This is a genomic window from Labrys monachus (assembly GCF_030814655.1).
GTDB classification, from domain to species: domain Bacteria; phylum Pseudomonadota; class Alphaproteobacteria; order Rhizobiales; family Labraceae; genus Labrys; species Labrys monacha.
Window position 1 is genome coordinate 1,568,301 of sequence record NZ_JAUSVK010000001.1, and the last position, 23,550, is coordinate 1,591,850.

The 23,550-nt window shown below is 66.5% G+C and carries 24 protein-coding genes; 11 read left to right on the plus strand and 13 right to left on the minus strand.

Features of this window, described 5'->3' with window-relative positions:
• Positions 1 to 202: 202 nt before the first annotated feature.
• The 7 genes from speB (at position 203) to acuI (ending at position 7,335) form a co-directional block, all read left to right on the plus strand.
• Positions 203 to 1,267, plus strand: a complete 1,065-nt coding sequence (gene speB, locus J3R73_RS06985; protein WP_307424228.1) for an agmatinase — start codon at positions 203 to 205, stop codon at positions 1,265 to 1,267.
• 56 nt (positions 1,268 to 1,323) lie between these two features.
• A complete protein-coding gene (locus tag J3R73_RS06990) occupies positions 1,324 to 2,445 on the plus strand; it encodes an ABC transporter substrate-binding protein (protein ID WP_307424231.1) in 1,122 nt (373 codons plus the stop codon).
• Between the two features lie 77 nt (positions 2,446 to 2,522).
• Complete coding sequence (locus tag J3R73_RS06995; protein WP_307424233.1) at positions 2,523 to 3,419, plus strand: ABC transporter permease; 897 nt, start codon at positions 2,523 to 2,525, stop codon at positions 3,417 to 3,419.
• Positions 3,419 to 4,246 (plus strand): ABC transporter permease, encoded by an 828-nt coding sequence (locus J3R73_RS07000; protein WP_307424236.1) that lies wholly within the window; start codon positions 3,419 to 3,421, stop codon positions 4,244 to 4,246. Before J3R73_RS06995 ends, J3R73_RS07000 begins: the two co-directional genes overlap by 1 nt.
• A complete protein-coding gene (locus J3R73_RS07005; RefSeq protein WP_307424238.1) occupies positions 4,243 to 5,319 on the plus strand; it encodes an ABC transporter ATP-binding protein in 1,077 nt (358 codons plus the stop codon). The genes J3R73_RS07000 and J3R73_RS07005 overlap by 4 nt, the downstream gene beginning before the upstream one ends.
• A gap of 34 nt (positions 5,320 to 5,353) precedes the next feature.
• A complete protein-coding gene (locus J3R73_RS07010) occupies positions 5,354 to 6,124 on the plus strand; it encodes a creatininase (RefSeq protein ID WP_307424241.1) in 771 nt (256 codons plus the stop codon).
• A gap of 224 nt (positions 6,125 to 6,348) precedes the next feature.
• Positions 6,349 to 7,335 carry an acrylyl-CoA reductase (NADPH) gene (acuI, locus tag J3R73_RS07015; RefSeq protein ID WP_307424244.1) on the plus strand — a complete coding sequence of 329 codons (987 nt, stop codon included), beginning with the start codon at positions 6,349 to 6,351 and terminating at the stop codon, positions 7,333 to 7,335.
• A 40-nt stretch (positions 7,336 to 7,375) separates the two neighbouring features.
• Here acuI and J3R73_RS07020 read toward each other — a convergent pair whose 3' ends face one another.
• The 4 genes from J3R73_RS07020 to J3R73_RS07035 all read right to left on the minus strand — a co-directional run bounded on the left by J3R73_RS07020 (position 7,376) and on the right by J3R73_RS07035 (position 12,411).
• Positions 7,376 to 8,290: a LysR family transcriptional regulator gene (locus J3R73_RS07020; RefSeq protein WP_307424246.1), complete on the minus strand. Its 915-nt coding sequence runs from the start codon at positions 8,288 to 8,290 to the stop codon at positions 7,376 to 7,378.
• Between the two features lie 176 nt (positions 8,291 to 8,466).
• Positions 8,467 to 10,572, minus strand: a complete 2,106-nt coding sequence (glyS, locus tag J3R73_RS07025) for a glycine--tRNA ligase subunit beta (RefSeq protein ID WP_307424249.1) — start codon at positions 10,570 to 10,572, stop codon at positions 8,467 to 8,469.
• 3 nt (positions 10,573 to 10,575) lie between these two features.
• Positions 10,576 to 11,094 carry an endonuclease domain-containing protein gene (locus J3R73_RS07030; protein WP_307424255.1) on the minus strand — a complete coding sequence of 173 codons (519 nt, stop codon included), beginning with the start codon at positions 11,092 to 11,094 and terminating at the stop codon, positions 10,576 to 10,578.
• A 393-nt stretch (positions 11,095 to 11,487) separates the two neighbouring features.
• Positions 11,488 to 12,411, minus strand: a complete 924-nt coding sequence (locus tag J3R73_RS07035) for a glycine--tRNA ligase subunit alpha (RefSeq protein WP_307424258.1) — start codon at positions 12,409 to 12,411, stop codon at positions 11,488 to 11,490.
• A 225-nt stretch (positions 12,412 to 12,636) separates the two neighbouring features.
• Between J3R73_RS07035 and J3R73_RS07040 the strand changes: the two genes are divergently transcribed.
• Positions 12,637 to 13,032, plus strand: coding sequence for a hypothetical protein (locus tag J3R73_RS07040; protein ID WP_307424262.1), 396 nt, complete (start codon positions 12,637 to 12,639; stop codon positions 13,030 to 13,032).
• Positions 13,033 to 13,118: 86 nt separating this feature from the next.
• Here J3R73_RS07040 and J3R73_RS07045 read toward each other — a convergent pair whose 3' ends face one another.
• Together J3R73_RS07045 and J3R73_RS07050 are read right to left on the minus strand one after the other, a co-directional pair.
• Complete coding sequence (locus J3R73_RS07045) at positions 13,119 to 13,292, minus strand: hypothetical protein (protein WP_307424268.1); 174 nt, start codon at positions 13,290 to 13,292, stop codon at positions 13,119 to 13,121.
• 29 nt (positions 13,293 to 13,321) lie between these two features.
• The gene (locus J3R73_RS07050; RefSeq protein WP_370879858.1) at positions 13,322 to 14,260 is read right to left on the minus strand and encodes a S49 family peptidase; all 939 of its coding nucleotides are present in this window, start codon (positions 14,258 to 14,260) and stop codon (positions 13,322 to 13,324) included.
• A 452-nt stretch (positions 14,261 to 14,712) separates the two neighbouring features.
• On the opposite strand from J3R73_RS07050, the gene J3R73_RS07055 reads away from it, so the two are divergent.
• Positions 14,713 to 15,051, plus strand: coding sequence for a hypothetical protein (locus J3R73_RS07055; RefSeq protein WP_307424271.1), 339 nt, complete (start codon positions 14,713 to 14,715; stop codon positions 15,049 to 15,051).
• Between the two features lie 123 nt (positions 15,052 to 15,174).
• Here the strand turns inward: J3R73_RS07055 and J3R73_RS07060 are convergent, their stop codons facing one another.
• From J3R73_RS07060 to J3R73_RS07080, 5 genes are all read right to left on the minus strand, one after another.
• Positions 15,175 to 15,936 carry an SDR family NAD(P)-dependent oxidoreductase gene (locus J3R73_RS07060; protein ID WP_307424274.1) on the minus strand — a complete coding sequence of 254 codons (762 nt, stop codon included), beginning with the start codon at positions 15,934 to 15,936 and terminating at the stop codon, positions 15,175 to 15,177.
• Positions 15,937 to 15,988: 52 nt separating this feature from the next.
• Positions 15,989 to 16,792: an ABC transporter permease gene (locus tag J3R73_RS07065; RefSeq protein ID WP_307424277.1), complete on the minus strand. Its 804-nt coding sequence runs from the start codon at positions 16,790 to 16,792 to the stop codon at positions 15,989 to 15,991.
• Between the two features lie 30 nt (positions 16,793 to 16,822).
• Entirely contained in the window at positions 16,823 to 17,686 is an 864-nt protein-coding gene (locus tag J3R73_RS07070) for an ABC transporter permease (protein ID WP_307424279.1), read from the minus strand.
• Positions 17,687 to 17,981: 295 nt separating this feature from the next.
• Positions 17,982 to 19,145: an ABC transporter substrate-binding protein gene (locus J3R73_RS07075; RefSeq protein ID WP_307424282.1), complete on the minus strand. Its 1,164-nt coding sequence runs from the start codon at positions 19,143 to 19,145 to the stop codon at positions 17,982 to 17,984.
• A 47-nt stretch (positions 19,146 to 19,192) separates the two neighbouring features.
• Positions 19,193 to 20,284 (minus strand): ABC transporter ATP-binding protein, encoded by a 1,092-nt coding sequence (locus J3R73_RS07080; protein WP_307424285.1) that lies wholly within the window; start codon positions 20,282 to 20,284, stop codon positions 19,193 to 19,195.
• A 225-nt stretch (positions 20,285 to 20,509) separates the two neighbouring features.
• On the opposite strand from J3R73_RS07080, the gene J3R73_RS07085 reads away from it, so the two are divergent.
• Complete coding sequence (locus J3R73_RS07085; protein WP_307424288.1) at positions 20,510 to 21,244, plus strand: helix-turn-helix transcriptional regulator; 735 nt, start codon at positions 20,510 to 20,512, stop codon at positions 21,242 to 21,244.
• 2 nt (positions 21,245 to 21,246) lie between these two features.
• Here J3R73_RS07085 and J3R73_RS07090 read toward each other — a convergent pair whose 3' ends face one another.
• Complete coding sequence (locus J3R73_RS07090; RefSeq protein ID WP_307424292.1) at positions 21,247 to 22,005, minus strand: tRNA1(Val) (adenine(37)-N6)-methyltransferase; 759 nt, start codon at positions 22,003 to 22,005, stop codon at positions 21,247 to 21,249.
• Entirely contained in the window at positions 22,002 to 22,226 is a 225-nt protein-coding gene (locus J3R73_RS07095; RefSeq protein WP_307424295.1) for a putative signal transducing protein, read from the minus strand. Before J3R73_RS07095 ends, J3R73_RS07090 begins: the two co-directional genes overlap by 4 nt.
• 180 nt (positions 22,227 to 22,406) lie before the next feature.
• On the opposite strand from J3R73_RS07095, the gene J3R73_RS07100 reads away from it, so the two are divergent.
• A complete protein-coding gene (locus tag J3R73_RS07100; protein ID WP_307424297.1) occupies positions 22,407 to 23,423 on the plus strand; it encodes a polyprenyl synthetase family protein in 1,017 nt (338 codons plus the stop codon).
• Positions 23,424 to 23,550 lie beyond the last annotated feature (127 nt).

Sequence of the window (23,550 nt, forward strand, 5' to 3'; positions counted from 1 at the left end):
GTAGTTTCGAGTCAATTTCTGCGGTGGACGGAAGAAGGCAGCGGCACGGCCATCGGGCGGCCGTATCATTCATTTTTAATTATACCCCGTCTACATTTTTCGATCTATGTCGGGACGGACCGGAATGGCATCGTCGATCCGCCATGAACCCTGCTTCTCACGCCTGCCGCGAGGCATGCCCTGAGCCGATGTGACGAGACCGATGCCGCTTGAGACTTCCGCCCTCGACCGTCTGCGCGAGCGCTATGCCGATGCCGGAGGCGGCGACATTCACGATCCCCACTTCCGCGAGGTGGCGCGGCGGATATTTCGTGATTCCGAGAGCCGGAAATGGCCCTTCGCCGATCCCGCGACGCTGCTCGACGCGTCCTTCATAGCCGGCGGCCTCAGGCCTGAGATTCTCGCCGCGCTGGATGTCGCCCTTATCGGCGTGCCGATGGATCTCGGCGTCACCAACCGTAACGGCGCCCGCTTCGGGCCGCGGGCGGTGCGGGCGATCGACCGCGTCGGCCCGTATGAGCACGTCCTGCGCACCGCACCGATGGGTGTGCTGCGGGTGGCGGATGTCGGCGACGTGCCGATGCGCAGCCGGTTCAGCCTGAGCGAATGCCACGCCGACATCGAAGCGTGCTACCGCATGATCGCCGAGACGCCCGCCATTCCCCTGTCGGTCGGCGGGGACCATTCGATCACGGGATCGATCTTGATGGGGCTGGGCGCCCGCCGGCCCGTAGGCCTCATTCAGATCGACGCCCATTGCGACACCGCCGGAGCCTATGAGGGATCGAAATTCCATCATGGCGGTCCGTTCCGCGAAGCCGTGCTGGCCGGTGTCCTCGATCCCACGCGCACGGTACAGATCGGCATCCGCGGCGGCGCGGAGTATCTGTGGGAGTTCTCCTACGAATCCGGCATGACGGTGATCCACGCCGAGGAGGTCGTCGAGATGGGCATCCCGGCCGTGATCGAGCGGGCTCGGCGGGTGGTCGGCGACGGCCCGACCTATGTCACCTTCGACGTGGACAGCCTCGACCCCGCCTTCGCACCCGGCACCGGCACGCCGGAGATCGGAGGCTTGCTGCCGCGCGAGGCCCTGCAGCTGCTGCGCGGCTTCGCCGGCCTGGACATCATCGGCGGCGACGTCGTCGAAGTCGCCCCGCAATATGACTCCACGACCAATACGGCGCATATCGCGGCACAGGTGCTTTTCGAGTTGCTGTGCCTCGTCGCGCTCAAGAATGACGGCGGCACGCCGCATCGACCATGAACGATCAGTCTTCAGAAGGGGTATAAAAGATCATGGCTAAATTCGAAGGAAGAGGTTTGTTCGCCGACAGGATCTCGCGGCGCGGCTTCATCAAGACCGGCGCGCTCGTCGGCCTGGGCGTTTCGGCCGGGCTGTCGTTCGACGCCGCCAAGGCGGCCGACGGCGGCGTGCTCAACCTGCTGAGCTGGCCCGGGCACGCCAGCCCCGAGGTCGTCGGCGGCTTCGAGAAGCAGTACAACGTGAAGGTCCAGGCCAAGGAATATACCGGCGGCGAAGAGATGATGGCGCTGCTGCAATCCTCGCCACCCGGTACCTTCGACGTGGTGCTGACCGACGCCGAATATGTGACGATGCTGGCGAAGGCGGGGCAGATCGACGCGCTCGATCCCGCGCAATATCCGCTGAACGACTTCTGGCCGCAGTTCCAGAAATTCCCGCTGCATTGGGAGGGCGGCAAGCTCTACTCGCTGATCAACAGCTTCGGATATCTCGGGCTCGTCTACAACAACACCAAGCTCTCCGCGGAGGAGGCCAAGTCCTACAAGGTGATGTGGGACGGCAAGGTGACGAAGAAGGTCGGCATGTATGATTGGTACCTGCCGAACATGTCGTGCCTGAGCATGTATAACGGCAACCGTCCTCCCTACGACGTCGACAAGGCGAAGTTCGCCAAGCTGAGCGACACGCTGATGTCGCTCTCCCCGCAGATGTCCGGGATCGGGCCGTGGTCGTCGGTGTTCTCCTCGCTGACCAATGGCGAGGCCTGGGTGATGCCGGGGGTTGGCGCCTGGGCGGCTATCCTGCTGCAGAAGAACGGCGTGCCGGTGGTGGCCAGCATTCCCGACGAGGGCGGCGTGCAATGGACCGAATCGCTGTCGATCGTATCGTCCTCGGCCAACAAGGACCTGGCGGTGAAGTTCCTGCAATACCGGGCCTCCTCGGCCGGACAGGTGCAGACCGCGACCAAGTCCTCCTATGTCGCCTCCATGCCGAGCAAGGCCGGCTGGAAGCTGCTGAACGAGACCGATCCCAAGATGGCCGATCTGCTCGAGCACCGCTTCGACAAGCGCAACGTGATGAACGAGATCACCGACGGCAAGATCGAGATCCGCGGCCTGCCGACCCAGCAGACGATCGAGGACTGGACGGACGTGTGGACTCGCTTCAAGAACGCCTGAGATAAAGGCGCGGCAGGCCGTCCAACCGGGTTGGCCTGCCGCGCATCGTCGTTTCCTTCCTCGAGGTGAGATCGCAGATGCCCAGTGAGGCGGCCCGCGCGCCGGCAATTCCCGTCGGCCGGCAAGGAATGTCGCGCGGCCTGTTCGGCGTGATGCTCGCGGCGCCGATGCTGATCTGGCAGGTGCTGCTGTTCGTGGCGCCGCTCTGCTTCCTCGTCATGATGACGTTCTGGAGCGTGCGGAACTACAAGCTCGCCCCGGATTTCACCTTCGCCAATTGGCAGAAGGTGCTTTCGACCGGGTATTTCTGGGATATCTACCTCCGCACGCTCCTCTACGCCCTGCTGGCTGCCGGCATCACCAGCCTCGTGAGCTTTCCCGGTGCGTTCTACCTGTCCTACCGGATTCCGGCTGGCCTGCGCCGGTCCTTTCTGTTCCTGCTGATCACGCCCTATTTCACCAGCTATCTCGTCCGCATCTATTCCTGGAAGATCCTGCTCACCGACCAGGGCCTGATCAATCTCGGGCTCGGTGCGTTGGGGCTCGGTCCGTTCCGCATGTACAGCAACCTGTTCGGCACGACGGTCGGCTACGTCACGCTGTGCTTCCCGCTGGTCCTGCTGATCCAGATGATCAGCCTGTCCAATGTCGACCGCAATCTCATCGAGGCCGCTCACAATCTGGGCTGCGGCCGGTTGCGGACGGTCTTCGAGGTCATCATACCCTCGGCAAAGGTCGGCCTCGTGCTGGCCGCGACCTTCGCCTTCATTCTGTCCTTCGGCGATTTCGTCAGCCCGACCTTGCTCGGCGGCAGCAAGCCGCCGACCCTGAGCATTCTGATGGTGGACACGGTGCGCTCGGGCTCGGACTGGCCGCGCGCCTCGGTGATCGCCATGGTGATGGTGGCGACATTGCTGGCCTGCGGGCTCGGTGCGCTGCGCCTCGCCTATGGCGGCCGGAAGGCAGGCCGGTGATGGCGAACCGTCTCATCGGCTGGGCCTTGCTGGGCTATCTCGCGCTGATCCTCGTCTTCATCCTCGCGCCGATCGTTTCCAGCTTCGTGTTCTCCTTCAACGCCGGGCGCTTCCCGAGCCTGCCCTGGGCGGGCTTCAGTACGCAGTGGTATGCCGCCGTGCTGTCGGATTCGGCCATACGCTCGGGGCTGATCAACAGCCTGATCGTGGCGGCGTGCACCTCCGTCATTGCCACCGCGCTGGGCTTCACCGCGGCCTATACCGACTATCGCTACACTTTCACCGGCAAGTCGATCTATATGGCGGTGGCGATGCTGCCGCCGAACGTGCCGGTCATGATCCTCGGCCTGGCGATGCTGGTCTATCAGAGCGAATTGTCCCTGTCGGGGGCGCTGTATTCGGTCATCATCGCCCACGTCGTCTATTGCGCGCCTTTCGCCATGGCGCTGATCCGCCTGCGCCTGTCGCAGATGGACGCGGATCTGGAGGCGGCGGCGTGGAATCTCGGGGCGAGCCAGGGGCAGGCGATACGGCATGTCATCATACCCTTCACCTTGCCGTCCATTCTCGCGGCGCTCTTCCTGACCATGGCCGTCTCCTTCGACGAGTTCGCCATGGCGTGGTTCGTGTCGGGCTTCCAGGAGACGTTGCCGGTGCGCATTCTCGTGCTGCTGCAACGCGAGGTGAGCCCGCGCGTCAACGCCATCGGCAGCATCGTCTTCCTCGTCACCATCGTGCTGGCTGCCGTCGCGCTGTTCCTGTCTTCGGGGCGGCGGCGTGACGAAGCCGCCCCTGTCCCTGCCTCCAGCCAACGCGATGCCTTATGACCGCCCCTCTGCTCGTTCTGGACAAAGTCGAAAAGCGCTACGATGATTTCGTCGCGGTCAAGTCGATCGATCTCACCGTGGAGGCCGGCGAATTCATCGCCATCATGGGGCCGAGCGGCTGCGGCAAGACCACGACGCTGCGCATGATCGCCGGGCTCGACGTGCCGACATCCGGCGAAATCCGCCTGCGCGGCAGGAGATTGAACGATGTCGCGCCCTGGGGGCGGGAGACGCCGCTGGTGTGGCAGAGCCTGGCGCTGTTTCCGTTCCTGAATGTGCGCCAGAACGTGGAATTCGGCCTCAAGATGCGAGGCGTCCACACCGCCACCCGGCGGGCGAAGGCGGACCGCTGGCTGGAGAGGCTCGGCCTCGGCGCCTTTGCCGGGCGCCGGGTGAACCAGCTGTCGGGCGGCCAGCGGCAGCGCGTCGCGCTGGCGAGGTCGCTGGTGCTCGAACCGGAGCTCCTGCTTCTCGACGAGCCGCTGAGCGCCCTCGACGCCCATCTCGTCGTCAAGATGCAGGCCGAATTGACCGAGTTGCAGAAGCAGCTCGGCATCACCTTCTGCTACGTCACCCACAGCCAGTCGGAGGCCTTCGCCATGGCCGACAGGGTCGTGATCATGAATGGCGGCAGCATCCAGCAGGTCGGCGCGCCGCGCGAGATCTTCCGCAGGCCCGCCAACCGTTTCGTCGCGGAGTTCGTCGGCACCAACAATATCGTGTCGGGCGTGGTGCGCATGGCGGGGACACAGGCGGCCATCGATTCCGCCTTCGGACCGCTGCTCATACCCGGCGAGGGGCGGCTCACCGCCGGCCAGCGTGTCGACATGGTGATCGGCGCCGATTTCCTCGTCCTGTCGCGGGAGCGCCCCGACATGCCCAACGTGGTGCCGGTCCGGGTCGCCGGCGAGCAGTTCGTCGGATCGGTCGTCGTCGTCCATCTCGATGCCGGCAGCGACAACAGCCTCCGCGCGCAAGTGCCGCTGCATGTTTTCGAGCGGCTGTCGCCCGGCAACGGCGATGAGCTCTTTGCCGGCTGGGCGCCCGAGAATGCCTATCTGCTCGAATCATGAGACATCCTGAAAACCGCTTCGCGAGGAGAGCAACGTGACCAGTTTCCGCATGGCCGACATCACATGGCCCGAATACCAGGAGGCTCTCGCCGGCGATCCGGTGATCCTCATTCCGGTCGGCGCCACGGAGCAGCACGGCCCGCATTTGCCGCTCTCGGTCGATGTCATTCTTCCCACCGCCGTCTGCGAGGGCGTGGCCGCCGCCGGCGGCTATCTCGTCGCGCCGCCCTTGGCCTATGGCTACAAATCCATGCCCCGTTCGGGCGGCGGCCAGCATTTTCCGGGGACCACCAGCCTCGACGCGGCGAGCCTGATCGCGCAGGTGCGCGACCTGACGCGGGAATTCGTCCGGCACGGGGCGCGCAAGATCGCCTTCATCGTCGGCCATACCGAGAATCTCTGGCATGTCAGCGAGGGATGCGATCTCGCCTATCGCGAAAATGCGCCGAATGCGGAAGGGCTTCGCCTGCTGAATGTCGGCTATTGGCAGTTCCTTCCGGCTGCGACCGCGCAGGCGATCTTCGGCACCACCTCGATCGACTGGGACATGGAGCATGCGGGCATCATGGAGACATCGATGATGCTGCATCTGCGTCCTGACCTCGTCCATATGGACCGGCTCGTCGATCACGCGCCCTCGCGCGTCCCCGGCTACGAGCTGTGGCCCTACGATATCGAGGCGGTACCCGCCGACGGCGTGCTCAACACCGCCTCCAGCGCCACGGCGGACAAGGGGCAGCAGTTTCTCGATGCCTATGTGAGCAGCCTGTCGGTCGCTCTCACGGAGGCGTTCGGGGCCCGCTAGCGCGTTCTGTCGCCGGCAGGATGTCGCGACGTCCTGCCGCGATATTTCCGCCTGGGGGCGGCATAGTCCTGCCATCCCCCCGGCGACAGGTGCCGCGTGCCCGCCGCCGGCCGGGCGCCGCATCGGCGCGCCCGCTTTTTTGCTTGCCTTCCGACCTTCGCGCCCCGAAAACGGCAACAGCCGGGGCGGGGATCAGCATCCGGCCGATTTCTTCGGGAGAACGCATGTCGACCTTCAGGGCCCTCGTGGTCACGAAACCGGATACCGGCTATTCCTGCAATTTCGCCGATTTCGACGAGCGCGATCTGATGGATGGCGACGTCACGGTGCGCATCACCCATTCGACGGTGAACTACAAGGACGGCCTCGCCATCACCGGCAAGTCGCCCGTGGTGCGGCGCTTTCCGATGATTCCGGGTGTCGACTTCGCCGGCGAAGTGATCGCTTCCTCGCACAAGGACTGGAATCCGGGCGACCATGTGCTCCTGAACGGCTGGGGTGTCGGCGAAACCCATCTCGGCGGCTATGCCGAGAGGGCCCGCGTCAAAGGCGACTGGCTGGTGCAGGTGCCCTTCGGCATGACGCATGCCCAGGTGATGGCGATCGGCACCGCCGGCTACACCGCCATGCTCTGCCTCATGGCGCTGGAGGCTCATGCCATCACGCCGGAGCGGGGCCCCGTGCTGGTCACGGGCGCGGCGGGAGGCGTCGGCTCGGTGGCCGTCGCATTGCTGGCGCGGGCGGGCCACCACGTCGTCGCCTCGACCGGCCGGCCGGAGGAGGGGGACTACCTCCGGGGTCTGGGCGCCGCCGAAGTCATCGACCGGGCCGAGTTCACCGGGCCGGTGAAGCCGCTGGGCAAGGAACGTTTCGCGGGGGCCGTCGACACGGTGGGCTCGACCACGCTCGCCAACGTGCTGTCCCAGACCAAATATGGCGGTGCGGTCGCCGCCTGCGGCCTTGCCGGCGGCATGGACCTGCCCGCCACCGTGGCGCCCTTCATCCTGCGCGGCGTCTCGCTGCTGGGCGTCGATTCGGTGCAGTGTCCGGCGGTGGTGCGCCGCGAGGCCTGGCGCCGCCTCTCCGGCGAACTCGATCGGGACAAGCTGGACGCGATGACGCAGTCCATCCCGTTCGACGAGGTGAAGGACATCGCGACCAAGATCCTCGACGGCCAGGTCCGCGGCCGCGTGGTGGTGGAGATCGGGTGAGGAGGCTTGCCTTCTCCCGCAAGGGGCGAAGGGCTCTGCATTACCCCCCCGTCCCCTCCAGCAGCGGGCGCTGCTTCGTCAGCGCTTCCCATGTGTGGTCCATGAAGGCGCGGACACGGGCCGATTGCTTCAGGTCCGGATGGGTGAGCAGCCAGATGTTGGCGCCGATGTCCGGCATGGTCTCGGACAGCCGCGCCAGCGGGAGGGTGTCGCCGATGAAGCAGGGCAGCAGCCCGATGCCGGCGCTCGCCTGCAGCGCTTCCGCCACGCCAAGGATGGTGTTGATGCGCATGACGATGCGCTCCGTCGGCACTTCCCGCTCGAGCCAGCGGGCCGACGGGATATTGCCGAGATTCTCGCCGGTGCCGATCCAGCGCTCCGAGAAGAGGTCGAGCATGTCGGCGCCCCTCAGGCGCTCCGGCCCGTAGACCGCCCATCCGAGCGTGCAGACGCGCCGGCCGACCAGCGTGTCCGGCGGCGAGGAGGTGGCGCGGATGGCGACGTCGGCATCGCGCTTCGACAGGTTCAGCGGCGCATTGGAGACGACGATGTCGAGGCGGATGTCGGGGCAGGCGTCGAGGAAGCTGGAGAATACCGGCATCATCAGATGCGCCATCATGCTGTCATTGGTGGTGACCCGCAATTCGCCGGAGGGCTTGACGTCGCGGCCGGCGATGCGGCGCTCGAAGCCGGTGATGTCGTCGGCCATGCGGGCGGCCAGCGCCACCATCTCCTCGCCGGCGGCCGTCAGCGAATAGCCGCCGCGCCCGCGTTCGAACAGGCGGGCGCCGAGCACCTCCTCGACGGCGTTGATGCGGCGGAACACGGTCGAATGGTTGACGCCGAGGATCTCGGCGGCGCCGACCAGCGACTTGGTTTCCGCGACCGCGCGGACATACCGGTAGTCGTCCCAGTTGGTCGAGGGGCGGGGGAGTGTCGTTTCCGAAACTGTCATGCCGGCGCCTGCGTTGAACGGCAGTGCCAAACCATGCGCGAGCCTGATTCCGAGCCTGATTCATGGCGATGCCGCATATCGGCATGAGTTAACACCATCCGGGCCGCATAATGCAATCTATCGAGAGGATCGATGATCGGCCGGCCCGGACGGGATGTCTTGCAGTCGCGGCGCGATCAACCCTCGATTTTCGAGAAATCGGCGACGCTGCGCATGGCCGCGCGGATTTCCTCCAGCAGCTTCAAGCGGTTGAGCCGCAGGGCGGCGTCGTCCGCATTGACGAGGATCCTGTCGAAAAAGGCATCGACTGGGAGGCGCAGCTGCGCCAGCGCCGTCATCGCGCCTTCGAAATCCTCGGTCGCGACCGCTGCCGCGGCGGCCTGGCGGGCCGTCTGCAGCGCGGCCTGGAGCGCCCGTTCCTCCGGCTCGGCCAGCAAAGCGGGGTCGAGGCCGCCGGCATAGGCGCCGGCGCCGTCCTTCTTTTCCTCGATGCGCAGGATGTTGGCCGCACGCTTGGCGCCGGCCAGCAGCGCCTTGCCGTCGTCGGTGCCGAGGAAGCGCCCGAGCGCCTCGACGCGCCGCACGATGAGCAGCAGGTCGTCCTGGCCGCCGAGCGCGAACACCGCGTCGACGAGATCGTGGCGCGCGCCCTGTTCGCGCAACTGCACCTTGAGGCGGTCGGCGAAGAAGGCGAGGAGATCGTCAGCGATGCCGCCGCCGCCGGCAAAGGGGGCCTTCCGCACGAGGGCGAGCAGCGGCAGGCGCAGACGGTTGTCCAAGGCGATGCGGATCACGCCGAGCGCCGCCCGGCGCAAGGCGTAGGGGTCCTTGCTGCCGGTGGGCTTTTCGTCGATGGACCAGAAGCCCACCAGCGTGTCGAGCTTGTCGGCGAGCGCCACGGCGATCGCCACGGGCTCGGACGGCGCCGCGTCGCCGGCGCCCCGGGGCCGGTAATGATCCTCCACCGCGGCGGCGACCGAGACCTCCTCGCCCTGCGCTTCGGCGTAATAGCGGCCCATCAGGCCCTGCAGCTCCGGGAACTCGCCGACCATCTCGGAAGCGAGGTCCGCCTTGGCGAGCCGCGCCGCCCGCTCGGCCTTGGCAGGATCGGCGCCGACCAGCGGCGCGATGGCTCCCGCCAGCGCCGCGATGCGGGCGATGCGCTCGCCCTGGGTGCCGAGCTTCTCGTGGAAGACGACATTCGAGGCGATGATCTTGGCGAGGCGCTGGTCGAGCGGCTTGCCAGTGTCCTCATAGCCGGGCAGGGGCTTCTGGTCGGTCTCCCAGAAGAATTTGGCGTCCGACAGGCGGGCGCGGATGACGCGCTCATTGCCGGCGACGATCGCCGCCCCGCCGTCCTTGGCCTCGATATTGGCGATGAGGATGAAGCGGTTGGTCAGGCGTCCGGTGTTCGGATCGCGCACGACGAAGCATTTCTGGTTCGCCCGGATGGTGGCCTGGATCGCCTCGTCCGGCACGCCGAGGAAGGCGGGGTCGAAGGCGCCCATCAGCACGACCGGCCATTCGACGAGGCCGGCGGCCTCGTGCAGCACGGCGTCGTCCTCGACCAGTTCGAGGCCCTGGGCGAAGGCGAGGTTGCGGGCGTCGTTGAGGATGATGTCGCGGCGGCGGGCCGGGTCGAGCACCACGCGGGCGGCTTCGAGCTTGGCGACGTAATCCTCGAATCGGCGCACCTTGAGGAGGCCGGGCGCCATGAAGCGGTGCCCCCGCGTGGTGTCGCCGACGCTGACGCCCTCGATCTCGAACGGCACCACCTCCGGGTCCTCCGTCTCCAGCCCGAAGGTACAGATGATCGAATGCAGCGGCCGGACCCAGCGCAGCGAGCCCGAGCCCCAGCGCATCGATTTCGGCCAGGGGAAGGCCTTCACCGTCTCCGGCACGATCTCGGCGATCAGCTCCGGCACGGCGCGGCCCTGCCTTTCGATGACCGCGACGTAGAAGGAGCCCTTCTTCGGGTCGCTCTCGATCTTCGCCTCGTCGAGCGAAGCGAGGCCCGCCGATTTGAGGAAGCCCTGGACGGCTCCTTCCGGCGCGCCGACGCGGGGGCCCTTGCGCTCCTCGCGCGTGTCGGGCTGGCGGGCCGGCAGGCCGTGCACGGTGAGGGCGAGACGGCGCGGCGTGGCATAGGCCGAGGCGCCCTCATAGACCACGCCCCGCGCCACCAGCGCATCCGTCACCAGTTTCTTGAGGTCCTCGGCCGCCTTGGCCTGCATGCGGGCGGGAATTTCCTCGGAGAAGAGTTCAAGCAGAAGATCGGGCATGGGTTAGTCGGTGCCAGGTTCACCCTCCCCTGGATGGGGAGGGTCGGCCCGCAGGGCCGGGGTGGGGTGATGCGCAGCATCGGTGTGGTGTGGACTATCGACGGGATCGGACGGGATTCGATGAAGTCGCCGACGCTCAAACCGCGTCGGTGCGGCATGGAGGTCGCCATACAGCGCCGCATAGATGGTATCGAGGACACCTTCCAGATTGGAACGGACGTCGTCGTTCCAGAACCGGAGCACCCGATATCCCTGGCCTTCGAGGAAAGCCGCGCGCCGTGCATCATGGGAACGAGCGAGGGAGGAGCCGTGCTGGTCGCCGTCCAGTTCGATGATGAGGCCTGCATTGTGGCTGACGAAGTCGACGACGTAGCGATCGATCGGAGCCTGCCGCCGGAAATGGGTGCCGTGGAGCGGTATCCGTTCGAGATGGCGCCATAGAATCTGCTCGGGCGGCGTGGTGTTCGCTCGCAGGCGTTTGGCATTTGCGAGCCGGAAACGGGAGAGAGCGTCACCTTTCATACGATCTCCGTGTGGAATGGAACCGCAACCCGCACCTTCCCTCGATGGGGAGCGTCGGGGTGGGGCGCCGTCTGGCGTCGTTTCGAACAATTGCATCTGGCTGCAGGGTTTCCAATAACATTGCCGCCGTAGAGCCGCCACCCCGCCCCGGCCCTACGGGCCGACCCTCCCCATTGAGGGGAGGGTGAAGTGTGGCGCATTTCGAGCCCTCCAGGGGAATCCGCTGCAAGGCATGCCAGAGTTTCTGTTCGGCTCCCGTGGTGTTCTCGCGTAGACGTCGAGCGCCGGCGCGGCGAAAGTCGGAAATGGTTTTTCTCGTCATTCCGCTCCCTTTCGGGCCACCCCACCCCGACGCTTCGCGTCGACCCTCCCCCTCCAGGGGAGGGTAGCTCGTTAGGCGCCGCCGGCTGCGGTTTTTACCCAGGCTTCGCCGCACGCCTTGGCGAGCTCGCGCACGCGCAGGATGTAGCTCTGGCGTTCCGTCACGGAGATGGCGCCGCGGGCGTCGAGCAAGTTGAAGCGGTGGCTCGCCTTGATGCACTGGTCGTAGGCGGGCAAAGCGAGTTCGTGCCGGTCGCCCTTGTCGCCGGCGGCGAGCAGGGCCCGGCACTCCTTCTCGGCGTCGGCGAAGTGCTGCTTGAGCATGGCGATGTCGGCATGTTCGAAATTATGGCGTGAATATTCCTGCTCGGCCTGCAGGAAGACATCGCCATAGGTGACCTTTTCGGCGCCTTCGCGGCCGTTGAAATTGAGGTCGTAGACATTCTCGACGCCCTGCACATACATGGCGAGCCGTTCGAGGCCGTAGGTGAGTTCGCCGGACACCGGGTTGCATTCCTGCCCCGCGACCTGCTGGAAATAGGTGAACTGCGACACTTCCATGCCGTCGCACCAGCATTCCCAGCCCAGGCCCCAGGCGCCGAGGGTGGGGCTTTCCCAATCGTCCTCGACGAAGCGGATGTCGTGCAGCAGCGGGTCGACGCCGATGGCGGCGAGCGATCCGAGATAGAGCTCCTGGAGATCCGGCGGCGACGGCTTCAGGATGACCTGGAACTGGTAGTAATGCTGCAGACGATTGGGATTTTCGCCGTAGCGCCCGTCCTTCGGACGCCGGGAGGGCTGCACATAGGCCGCATGCCACGGCCTCGGGCCGAGCGAACGCAAGGTCGTGGCCGGATGGAAGGTGCCGGCGCCGACCTCCATGTCGTAGGGCTGCAGCACGACGCAGCCGTAATCGGCCCAATAGCGCTGCAGGGTCAGGATGAGGCCCTGGAAGGACCGTTCGGGGCGCATATGGGCGGGCAAGGCATCGGCCATTTCACTGCTCGGGCTTGGTCGTTGTCGTCGTCCCGGCCGAAGCCCCGGACGACGGGCCACACCCTTAGAGCAAGATCGAAACAGGGGAAACCGGATTCTGAATAGCGCCGGCGCCGCTTCCGCCGTGCCGAGGGATGTGTGCCGGCCCGCACATCCTTCCGGGGCCGGTCATGGGACTTTCGAGGGACGGGAACGGATGGCGTTCCGCAATTTGGGAGAAATGCCATGGACAAGCGATTTCATCTGCGCGGCGGCCTCGTCGCAGCCCTCGTCATCGGCGCGCTCGCGGTTTCCTCCGCATCGGCCTCCGCGGCGACCACCGGCCGTTCCGGAAATTCGCCGGGAGGCTCCTCGCCCGGCGGCTCAACGTCCTCCGGCGGCCATAGCGGCGGCGATACATCCGCACTGGTCATCGTCACGGGCAATTGTCCGCCCGGCATCGCCGCCGGACGCTGCGGCCATCGCGGGCCGCCGGTCGTCAGGATCCGCGACCGGGCCGTGACCGGATCGCATTGCGACGTCTATGAATGGCAGCACGTCATCCTGTCCGACGGAACGATCGTCGAAGATCGCAGCCTGCCGATGCGCCGGGCATGCAGGATCGTGCAGGACGAAGACTGAACGGGCCGGCGACAGCCACCGGCGTTCGTCGCACCCATTCCAGGCCGGACGGGCCGCCGGATCGGCGCCCCGCAACGGGCATCAGGCTATTCGGGGCGCCAGACGCCGCTCCTGGGGTCTCGCCGGAGATTGACGGCCTCCTGCCTCACGGGCTGAGGCTTGTAGAGCTCGCGGTTGATCCTGTCCCATTCCCGCTTGATGAGGCGCAGGAGGATCACGGTGCCGACGAAGCCGGCGAGTGCGAGAACGACAGGGTGCATGGCAGGCCCTCTGTTTGACACATTGGTGACTATAGACCGAAACGCGAGCGAATTGCACGCGCTTCGATGGCGGCGAGCAATCCTTCCGCCCATTGCTCGCTTTGGGCGGCCGCAAGGCCGGTCCCCAGCCCGAGACGGCGGCTCAGGAAGCCGCGCGGCTCCGACACCGGCTTGAAGCGGACCTTCTCGCCGAAACGCCGGCGCAGGGTCGAGCGGATGTCGCCGATGCCGTCGGCGAGGCCCAGTTCGATCGCGCGCGAGGCGAGCCAGAACTCGCCGGTGAACAGGACGTCGTCCGCTCCCTTCAGCTTGGCGCCGCGCCGCTCCTTGACGAGCGCGATGAAGATGTCGTGCACGTCCCGCTGCAAGGCGAGGAGCCTGTCGACGTCTTCCTGCTTTTCCGGCCGGAAGGGGTCGAGCATCGTCTTGGAGCGGCCGGCCGTGTGGACGCGCCGCTCGATGCCCAGCTTGTCGATCAGCCGGTCGAAGCCGAAGGAGGCGGAGACCACGCCGATCGAGCCGATGATCGATGTGGGATCGGCGATGATCTCGTCGGCGGCGCAGGCGATCATGTAACCGCCAGAGGCCGCGACATCCTCGACGAAGGCGAAGACGGGAAGCTTCTTCTCCTCGGCCAGCGCCCGGATGCGCCGCATGATCAGGTGGGATTGGGCGGGCGAGCCGCCCGGCGAATTGATGACCAACGCGACCGCGCTGGCACCCTTCACCCGGAAGGCGCCGTCGATCGTCTTCTCCAGCCTGGCGATGTTCAGGCCGCCGCCGAAGCGCGAGGCGGCGCTGATGGCGCCGGAGAGGTGGAGCACGGCGACCACGGGCGCCCGGCGGCGCCATTTCTCCGGCACGAGGGCGAGGAGCGGCGCCAGCATGCGCCGCACCGGTCCAGCTTTCGAAACCTTGGTGGAAGAGGGGGAATCCGGGGAAAGGGTGTCGGTGATCGTCGGGGACAACGCGTTTCCGTCCTTGCAACAGGAGCGCCGTCGGGGGCGCCCGCCGATCAATATAGGGATCGAATCCCCTTCGCAGAAGGAGGGCCCCGCCTCCGCGATGTCCCGGCCGAACCTCGCCGGCATCGCGAGGCGCCGTTCATGCCGGTGAACGCCGCATGAATGTATCGATCAAGCCACGTTCAACTATGAATAGGAATAGTTGCGGTATGGATGTATGATGTCTGCAGAGGTGACAAGGTTCCATAATATATCGCTTGACTGTCTTGCCGGCGACGTGCCGGCCGGCACGTGCGAACTTTTCGGCATTTCGTGCGGAGACTTTGCCGATCCAAGGAGGGCGGGAATCCGAAAACGAGAGAGTCGGCGATCTCGGATCGAGGCGCCGGCTGCAGCGGGGGGCCTGAATCGGGTTCGACCAGGCCTTCATATCGGCAATAGCAAAGGAGGCTAGAATGTTTCGTAAGCTCGTCTTCGCTGTTACCCTGGCGCTCGGCATGGGCAGCGGCGCCCTCGCCGTCACGAATGCGCAGGCGGCCGTCATCCATCCGGCGGCCAGCAATGCGCTCGTCCAGGCGATCGAACAGACCGGACCCGCCCCGGCGGCCACGGACGTGCAGTATCGGCGCCACTATGGTTACCGTCATGGCTACCGTCATTACGGCTATGGCTATCACCGCCGCGGCTACGGCTATCGTCACGGCTATTACGGGCACCGGCGTTGCCGCTGGGTAAACCGCAGGGTCTATTACCGGCACCGCGTGGTCTGGGTCCGTCGTCGCGTCTGCTGGTGATCCCCGCACGGTAAGACAGGGGGCGACCGCCGGTCGCCCTCCACCAAGCCGACTATGGCATTTTCAGAAAAGCCGATCGAATTTCGATTAAGAAAACGCGTCAAAACAATGCGTTAATTTGCGTTACGAGATGCTCTCGCCGCCGTCGACGACGAGGGCATGGCCGGTGACGAAGGAGGAGCGGTCGGAGACGAGGAAGAGGATGGCCTCGGCGATCTCCTCGGCGCTGGCCCAGCGTCCCATCGGGATCTTGTCACGGACATAGGCCTCGATCGCGCCCCGGCCGCCCATCTGGGCGATGAAGGGGTCGTTGAACGGGGTATCCACCCAGCCGGGGCACAGCGCGTTCACCCGCACCCCGTAGCGGGCATAGTCGATAGCCATCTGCCTGGTCATCGCCACGATGGCGTGCTTGGACGTCGCATAGGCGATCATCTCGCGGTCGAAGAAGACGCCCGAATTGGAGGCGGTGTTGAGGATGACGCCGCGGCCCGCCGCCATCATGGCCGGCATCGCCAGCTTGGCGGTATGGAAATGGGCGCGGACGTTCACCCGCCAGGAAGCATCCATCGCCGCGAGCGTCACCTCGGTGAGCGGGCCGCCGACCTGGATGCCGGCATGGTTGTGCAGGATGTCGATGCGGCCGTGCTTTGCGAGCGTCGACCGGATCAGTCTCTCGACCGCATCGTCGTCGTCCACGTCGGTCGCCACGGCTTCGGCACGCCCGCCCTGCGACAGGATCCGGCCGGCCGTCTCCTCGCCGGCCGCGGCGTTGCGATCGGCGACGACGACATGGGCGCCCTCGCGCGCCATGGCGAGGGCGCCCGCACGGCCGATGCCGGAACCCGCGCCGGTGACGATGGCGATGCGGTCTTGCAGGATCATGGATTTTCTCTCGGGCATGGGCTGGAGGGCTGGCGCCTGCGAAAGGCGTTCTTCAACTGCGCCGGCGCAGCAGGGCCTGCGCCACGAGAACCATCGCCACGGAGGCGATGAGGACGATGGTGGCGATGGCGTTGATCTCGGGCGTCACGCCGCGCCGGATCGAGGCGAAGATGTAGATCGGCAGCGTGGTCTGCGCGCCGGCGACGAAGAAGGCGATGATGAAATCGTCGAAGGAGAAGGTGAAGGCGAGCAGCAGCCCGGCGAGGATGGCGGGGAAGATCTGCGGCAGGACGATCGAGCGGAAGGTGGTCAGCGGGGTGGCGTAGAGATCGCTCGAAGCCTCGACGAGGTCGCGGCTGAGGCTGCCGAGGCGCGCCCTGACGATCATGGTGACCAGCGCCATCGAGAACAGGCCGTGAGCGGCGATGATCGAGCTGTAGCCGAGGCCGAGCCGGGGCGGGTTCGGCCCGGGCCAGGCCGAGGCCAGCAGCGGATTGACGGCGGCGAACAGCGCCACCAGCGCCACCAGCGTGGCGATGCCGATGACGACGCCCGGCACCACGATCGCGGCGCCGAACAGGGCGTCGAACACCGCGCGGGTCCTGGGGCCGACGCGCGCCAGGCCGAGCGCGGCCGACGTGCCGAAGACCGCGGCGAGGACGGCGCTGGTCGAGGCCACGATCAGCGTGTTCTGCAGCGCTTCCACCAGGAACGGGTTGGACAGCGCCGTGCCATACCACCGGAACGAGAAGCCGACGATCTCGCTGGCGTTGCGGCCGGCGTTGAAGGAGAACAGCACGACCAGCGCGATCGGCAGATAAAGAAAGCCGAAGACGGCGATGACGAAGGCGCGCATCAGACGAGATCCACTAGATGAGGTCCACCCTTAGATGAGGTCCACTTGGCGCGCGCCCGAAATCCGTGCCGTGACCCTGTTGGCGACCAGCAGGACCAGCACCGAGGCCACCACCAGCGTCACCGCGATGGCCGAACCGAAGGGCCAGTTGCGCGACTGCAGGAAGAGGTCGACGAGGGCGTTGCCGATGAAGAAGACCTTGCCGCCGCCCAGGAGGGTCGGGATCAGGTACTCGCCGAGCAGCAGGATCGTCACCAGCGAGATGCCGGTCATCACCCCGGGCAGGGAGAGCGGCAGCGTCACGCCGAGGAAGGTCGAGACCGGCGTGGCGCCGAGATCCGCCGAGGCTTCGAGCAGGCGCCTGTCGAGCCGCTCGAGGCTGACATAGATCGGCAGGATCATCAGCGGCAGATAGCCGTAGACGATGCCGAGCATCACCGAGCCCGGCGTGTTCAGGAGCCTGACGTCGGGAATGCCGATGAGGTCGAGAAAGGCGGGTATGCCGCGCGCTCCGAGGATATACATCCAGGCATAGGTGCGCATCAGCAGGCTGGTCCAGAACGGGATCACCACCAAAGCGAGCAGGATGAGGCGCCGGCGCGGCGACACCCGCAAGGCAAGGTAATAGGCGACGGGATAGGCGACGAGCAGGCAGGCGAGCGCACCGGCGGGCGCCAGCACCATGGTGTTCCAGAAGGCGGTCGAGCGGGCGCCGAGATTGGCATATTGCGCCAGGGTGAAGGCCGCCTGGTAGCCTCCTTCGGGCGCACGCAGGCCGACGCTGAAGACGATCACGGCGATGAACGGCAGCACAAGGAAGACCACCAGCCACGCCGTCGCCGGCGCGAGGAGCAGGGTGGTCACGAGGGTGCGGCGTGCGGTAGCGGTGGCCACGGGGCGGGGTGTCCTGGTGTGGTCGGTCAGTCTGTGTGGGTCCCGGCGGAGCCGGACGCGGCGCATATTTCCGGGGAAGGCGGCGGGGTGTCCATAGGCGCAGGGCATGCAAGAAATGGCGCAATTTCCTTCTCCCGGGCGGGAAGAGGTGGCGCGTAGCGCCGGATGAGGGACTGGCATTCGACAATTCCAGCGCAACTATCGAGCTGTCTTCGTCGACGTCCAGACCCTCATCCCCCCGCCGGGACCTTCTCCCAAACGGGAGAGAAGGCCGTTGAAATGCCCGTTTTGAGGCTCATGCCGCCTTGAAGCGGGCCATCAGCTCGGCGCGGTCGGGACTGGTGAGCGTCGCGGCGGCGCCGAATTCCAGCGGCGCCAGCAGTTCGGCGGCCGGATAGAGGATCGGGTTGGTGAGGAATTCCTTCGGCAAAAGCGCATTGACGCGCGAATCCGTGCAGGGGGCGCCGTTGGCGAGGTGTTCCTTGACGGCATTCTCCGGCGTCATCAGGTAGTTGAGCAGGGCGTAGCCGGCCGGCTTGTTGGGCGCGTCCTTCGGGATGGCATAGAAATCGGTCCAGATCTCGCCGCCCTCCCGGCCGAGGACATATTGGATGTGGGGGAGATCGCGGGCGAGCTGCGCCCCGTCATTGGTCCAGCACATCGTCATCCAGGCGTCGCCCGCGCGCATCGGCGGCTGGTAGTCGCTGGAGATGCCGTAGAGATGCGGCTTGACCTTGAGCAGCAACTCCTCGGCCTTGGCCATCTCCTCCGGCTTCAGGGAGTTGAAGGAGAAGCCGTAATATTTCAGGGCGTTGCCGATGGCGGTGAGCTGGTAGTCGTGCACGAGGGTGCGGTTGTCGCCCTCGGCCATCGCGGTGTCCCAGAATTCCTTCCAGCTCGACATCGGCTTGCTGAGCTTCTGCGTGTTGACCGAGAAGCCGGTGGTGCCCCAGTTCTTCGGCACGGCATAGATGGTGCCGTCGATGGTGCCTTCGGCGGTGAAGCGCTTGTCTTCCGTCGGGCCGTTATAGGCGGGCAGCTTGGACATATCGAGCGCTTCGATGACGCCGAGCTTCTTGTAGGTCGAGATCGTATAATTCGTCGGCACGAACAGGCTCCAGCCCGAGGCGCCGGCCTGCAGCTTGGCCAGCATCTCCTCGTTCGAGCCGAAGACGTTGACCTCGACGGCGACGCCCGTCGCCTTGGTGAAGTTCACGAAGGTCTGCGGATCGTGGTAGTTCGGCCAGGTCGCGATCGACATCTTGTCGCCGAGCTCTCCGGCGGCATAGGCGGGCGCCGGCAGGAAGCCGTTCTCGCGCGCCAGCACCGCCATCGCCATGCCGAGGCCGGTCACCCCGAGGAAATGGCGGCGGCTGATCGAGCCCTTGCGATAGCGCAGCAATTGGTCGACGAACGCCCTGGCCGAGATCGGCAGGTTGTCGCGGTAGGATTTCGACATGGCTGGTTTCCCTCTGTGTGTCGACCGTTTCCACGGCCTTTGAAGATTCAGGAGGCGGGGAAGGCGAGCGGGGCGCCCGGAGCGAAGCCGATGGCGACGCTGTCGCCCGGTCCCCTGAGGCCCGCTTCGTTCGCGTTGTGGTCGGCCGTCACCATCACCGTGCCGAGGCCGATGACATCGACGGCATATTCGGCCGTCGAGCCGAGAAAGATGCGGTTCTGGATCGTGCCCTGCAGCAGCGGCCCCTCCGTGGCGCCGAGCCGCAGGGCTTCCGGCCGGATGCTGACCGAGACCGCCTGGCCGCCGTGGAGGCGGCTGCGGCTGCGGGAGGCTAGGGCAACGCCGTTGGCGAGCCGGATCTGGGCGCCGTCCTCGCCGGCCTGCGCGACCGTGCCGGGCAGGAGGTTGGTCTTGCCGACGAAATCGGCGACGAAGAGGTCCGCCGGGTCGTCATAGATCGCGCTGGGCTGGCCGAGCTGGACGATGCGGCCCTTGTTCATGACGCAGACGAGGTCGCTCATCGACAGCGCCTCCTCCTGGTCGTGCGTCACCAGCACGAAGGTGATGCCGAGCTCGCGCTGGAGGTTCTGCAGTTCGAGCTGCATCTCCGTGCGCAGCTTCTTGTCGAGCGCCGCCAGCGGCTCGTCGAGGAGGAGAACCGCCGGCCTGTTGACCAGCGCGCGCGCCAGGGCGACGCGCTGCTGCTGGCCGCCGGACAATTCGTGGACGCGCCGCCGCTGATAGCCGGCGAGGCGGACCATCGCCAGCGCCTCGTCGACCCGGCGGCCGATCTCGGCACGTTCGATGCGCGGGCGCGCCTGGCGCAGGCCGTAGGCGATGTTGTCGCCGACGTCGAAATGGGGAAACAGCGCGTATTGCTGGAACACCATGTTGACGGGACGCCGGAAGGGCGGCGTGCCCGCCATGTCCCGCCCGCGGATCATCACCTGGCCGGTGCTGGGCTCCTCGAAGCCGCCGATCATGCGCAGGCAGGTGGTCTTGCCGCAGCCGGACGGGCCGAGCAGCGCGACGAAGGCGCCCTTGGGAACGGCGAGGTCGACGCCGTGGACGGCGGTCACCTCGCCATATTTCTTGGTGATGGCGCGAAATTCGATATCGGGCAGTGCCGTCTCGCTCACTGGTCCAACCCCTGGATGCGGGCTTTCCGCCGGGCTCACCTTCAGGCTTTCGTCCCGGTATCAGGGAATGCTAACAGAGGAAATTCGTGGCCGTATATACCTCTCGGGGGGTAGAATCTGCTTGTTTGTTCGGCAGGAGGGGTAGTCATTCGCGCGTCCAATCCTCGATTCAAGAGTGCGCTCACGCTGGCCGATGCGATCCGGTCGGCGGGCGGAACGGGCGGCGTGTTCGAGCGGGCCCTGCTCGACTGGCTGCGCCTGCATGTGGGTTTCGATCACTGCGTGGTGTTCGGCTATCGCGGCGCGGCGCGCCCGCCGATGCTGTTCGAGACGTTCTCCGCCGCAGAAAGCTACATCTATGTGGCGCTCTATCAGGAGGGCCCCTATCTGCTCGACCCGTTCTACCATGCCGCCATCGAGGGGCGGGAAGGCTTCTGGCGCATGCGGGAACTGGCGCCCGACCGGTTCTACACGAGCGAGTATTATCGCTCCTACTACACCCAGACGGGGCTCGCGGAAGAGGCCGGCTTCTTCGTCCAGCTGCCCGAAAGCACGGCCGTCGTGCTGTCGCTGATGCGTCTGGCCCGCTCGGGGCCGTTCGGCACCGCCGAGGTGCGGGCGTTGCGCGACCTCGCGCCGCTCGTCCTGTGCCTCTGCGGGCAGCATTGGAAGGATCTGCCGACCGCCCGGAGCGCGCCGGACCGTACGGCCCTTCCGCTGCTGCCGGGCTCCGAGTTCGATCGGGCGCGGCTGTGGGCGAGCCAGTCCCTGACCGGACGCGAGGGCGAGATCGTCAATCTCGTGCTGCAGGGCCATTCGTCCGAATCGATCGGCCGCGCCCTCGGCATCAGCGTCGGCACCGTGAAGGTGCATCGGCGCAACATCCACCAGAAGCTCGGCATCCATTCCCAGGCCGGCCTGTTCGCCCGGTTCATCGAGCTGATCAACCGCATGGCGTGAACTCAGCCGCCGTTCCGCCAGTCGATCAGGCCCTCGCCCCGATGCAGAGCCTGCGCCTCGGGGGTGAAGGCGCCGTCGGCACCGTGGAGCACCAGCGGCGGCAGCAGCACCAGCGGGGCGCGGCTGTCCTTCACGGCGCGCAGCAGGATGCGGCCGGCGGGCTCGTCCATGCGCGGGAGGACAGGCTTGATGCGGATGTCGCCGAAGCGTCGGTCGAGCGCGGCGAGCAACCGGGGCAGCGCATCGGCGCGATGGATGATCGTCAGCGTGCCCTTGGAGCGCAGCAGCGCGTGCGCGCAGCGGATCCATGCTTCGTCCCCTTCCGGCCCGTGGATATGGGCGGTGCCGCGATAGGCGCTCGGCGGGGCGCGTACGGTGCCCTCGAGGTGGAAGGGCGGGTTCATGATGACGTAGTCGGCGCCCGAGGGCTGCATCGGGCCTTCCTGAAGCAGCGGCGCGGTGACGTCGGCCCGCATGGCCGCGACATGGGCGCCGAGACCGTTCTCCCGGATATTGGCATCCGCGAGTTCCTCGATCTCGGCGACGATCTCGACCAGCCGGATCCGGCATTCGGGCGCACGGATCGCCACGGCGAGGCCGGCCGCGCCGACGCCGGCGCCGAGGTCGAACAACGTCTCGCCCGGTTTCGGTGCAGCCGAAGCGGCCAGCAGCACGGCATCCGTGCCGGCGCGGTGGCCCTTCTCCGGCTGGAGGAGCGTCAGCCGTCCGCCGAGGAACGGGCTCTTGGTGACGACGCTCACGTCTCGCGCAGTTCCTTGGCGAGCCCGGCCTCGCGCAGGCGCATGCGGGCCAGCCCGGCCTGGTCCGAATCGACCAGGATGCGGCGCGGGATGATGCCGAGCGATCCCTCGAGCACGCTCATATGTGTGTCGAGCACCAGATGGGTGACGCCGGCCTGATCGAGCAAGGCTTCGATATAGGAGATGAGGACAAGGTCGTTGGTGCGCACGATTTCTTCCATCACCCAATTGTTGCTGCTATGGGCACGACATGCAACAGCGGGGATGATAATCGGGCACGATATCGCCCATGCCGTAGAACTCCGGGTTCGATCAGCCGGAGGTGATTACGATGCGGCAACAGGATGCTTGTGTGCGGCGACGCTCATTTCTATGGTGCGCCGGTCAAGGGAGTGGTTATTTTGGGTGTCGTCGTCGCATTTGAAGACAAATCCGGGCCGCTGGCGTCCATCGATGCCATCGTCGGGCTGACCAGGGCCGACATGGCGAAGGTGAATTCCACCATTTTGTCGCGCACGGGATCGGATGTGACGATGATTCCCGAGGTCGCCAACCACCTGATCTCGTCGGGCGGCAAGCGTCTGAGGCCGATTCTCACCCTCGCGACCGCCCAGCTCGCCAATTATGGCGGCGAGGGGCACATCAAGCTGGCCGCCTCGGTCGAATTCATGCACACCGCGACGCTCCTGCACGACGATGTCGTCGACGAGAGCGACATGCGCCGGGGAAAGCCGGCCGCCCGCATGCTGTGGGGCAATGAGGCGAGCGTGCTGGTCGGCGACTTCCTGCTCGGCCAGGCCTTCCGCATGATGGTCGAGGTGGGGTCGCTTCGGGCCCTCGACATCCTCTCCAGCGCCGCGACCGTGATCGCCGAAGGCGAGGTTGCCCAGCTTGCGGCCGCCAAGGACACGGCGACGACCGAAGACGATTATCTCGCCGTGATTCGCGGCAAGACCGCCGAACTCTTCGCCGCCGCCTGCGAGGTCGGGCCGGTGCTCGCCGAGCGCCCCCGCGACGAGCAGTCGGCCTGCCGGTCGTTCGGCATGAATCTCGGCATCGCGTTCCAGCTCGTCGACGATGCGCTCGACTATGGCGGCTCGGGCGCCGAGCTCGGCAAGAATGTCGGCGACGATTTCCGCGAGGGCAAGATCACCCTGCCGGTGGTGCTCGCCTTTCGCCGCGGCAGCGAGCAGGAGCGCGAATTCTGGCGCCGCACGCTCGAGCGGGGCGAGATTGCGGAGGCCGACCTCGACCATGCGGTGGCGCTGATCCGGCGCCATCACGCCCTGGAGGATACGATCGAGCGCGCCCGTCACTACGGGTCGATGGCGAAGGATGCCCTGGGCCTCTTTGCCGATGGCCCGGTGAAATCGGCCCTGCTCGACGTCGTGGATTTCTGCATCGACAGGGCCCATTGAGGTAGCCCCGGCGCGTTCGCGCCGGCGGGCCGCCCCTATGCGCCAACTCAGGCCCGATTGGAGGGGCGATCCCCGATCGACCTCTTCCTCTCCGCCGAGAAGGGTGACCTGGTGATCGCCCTCCATC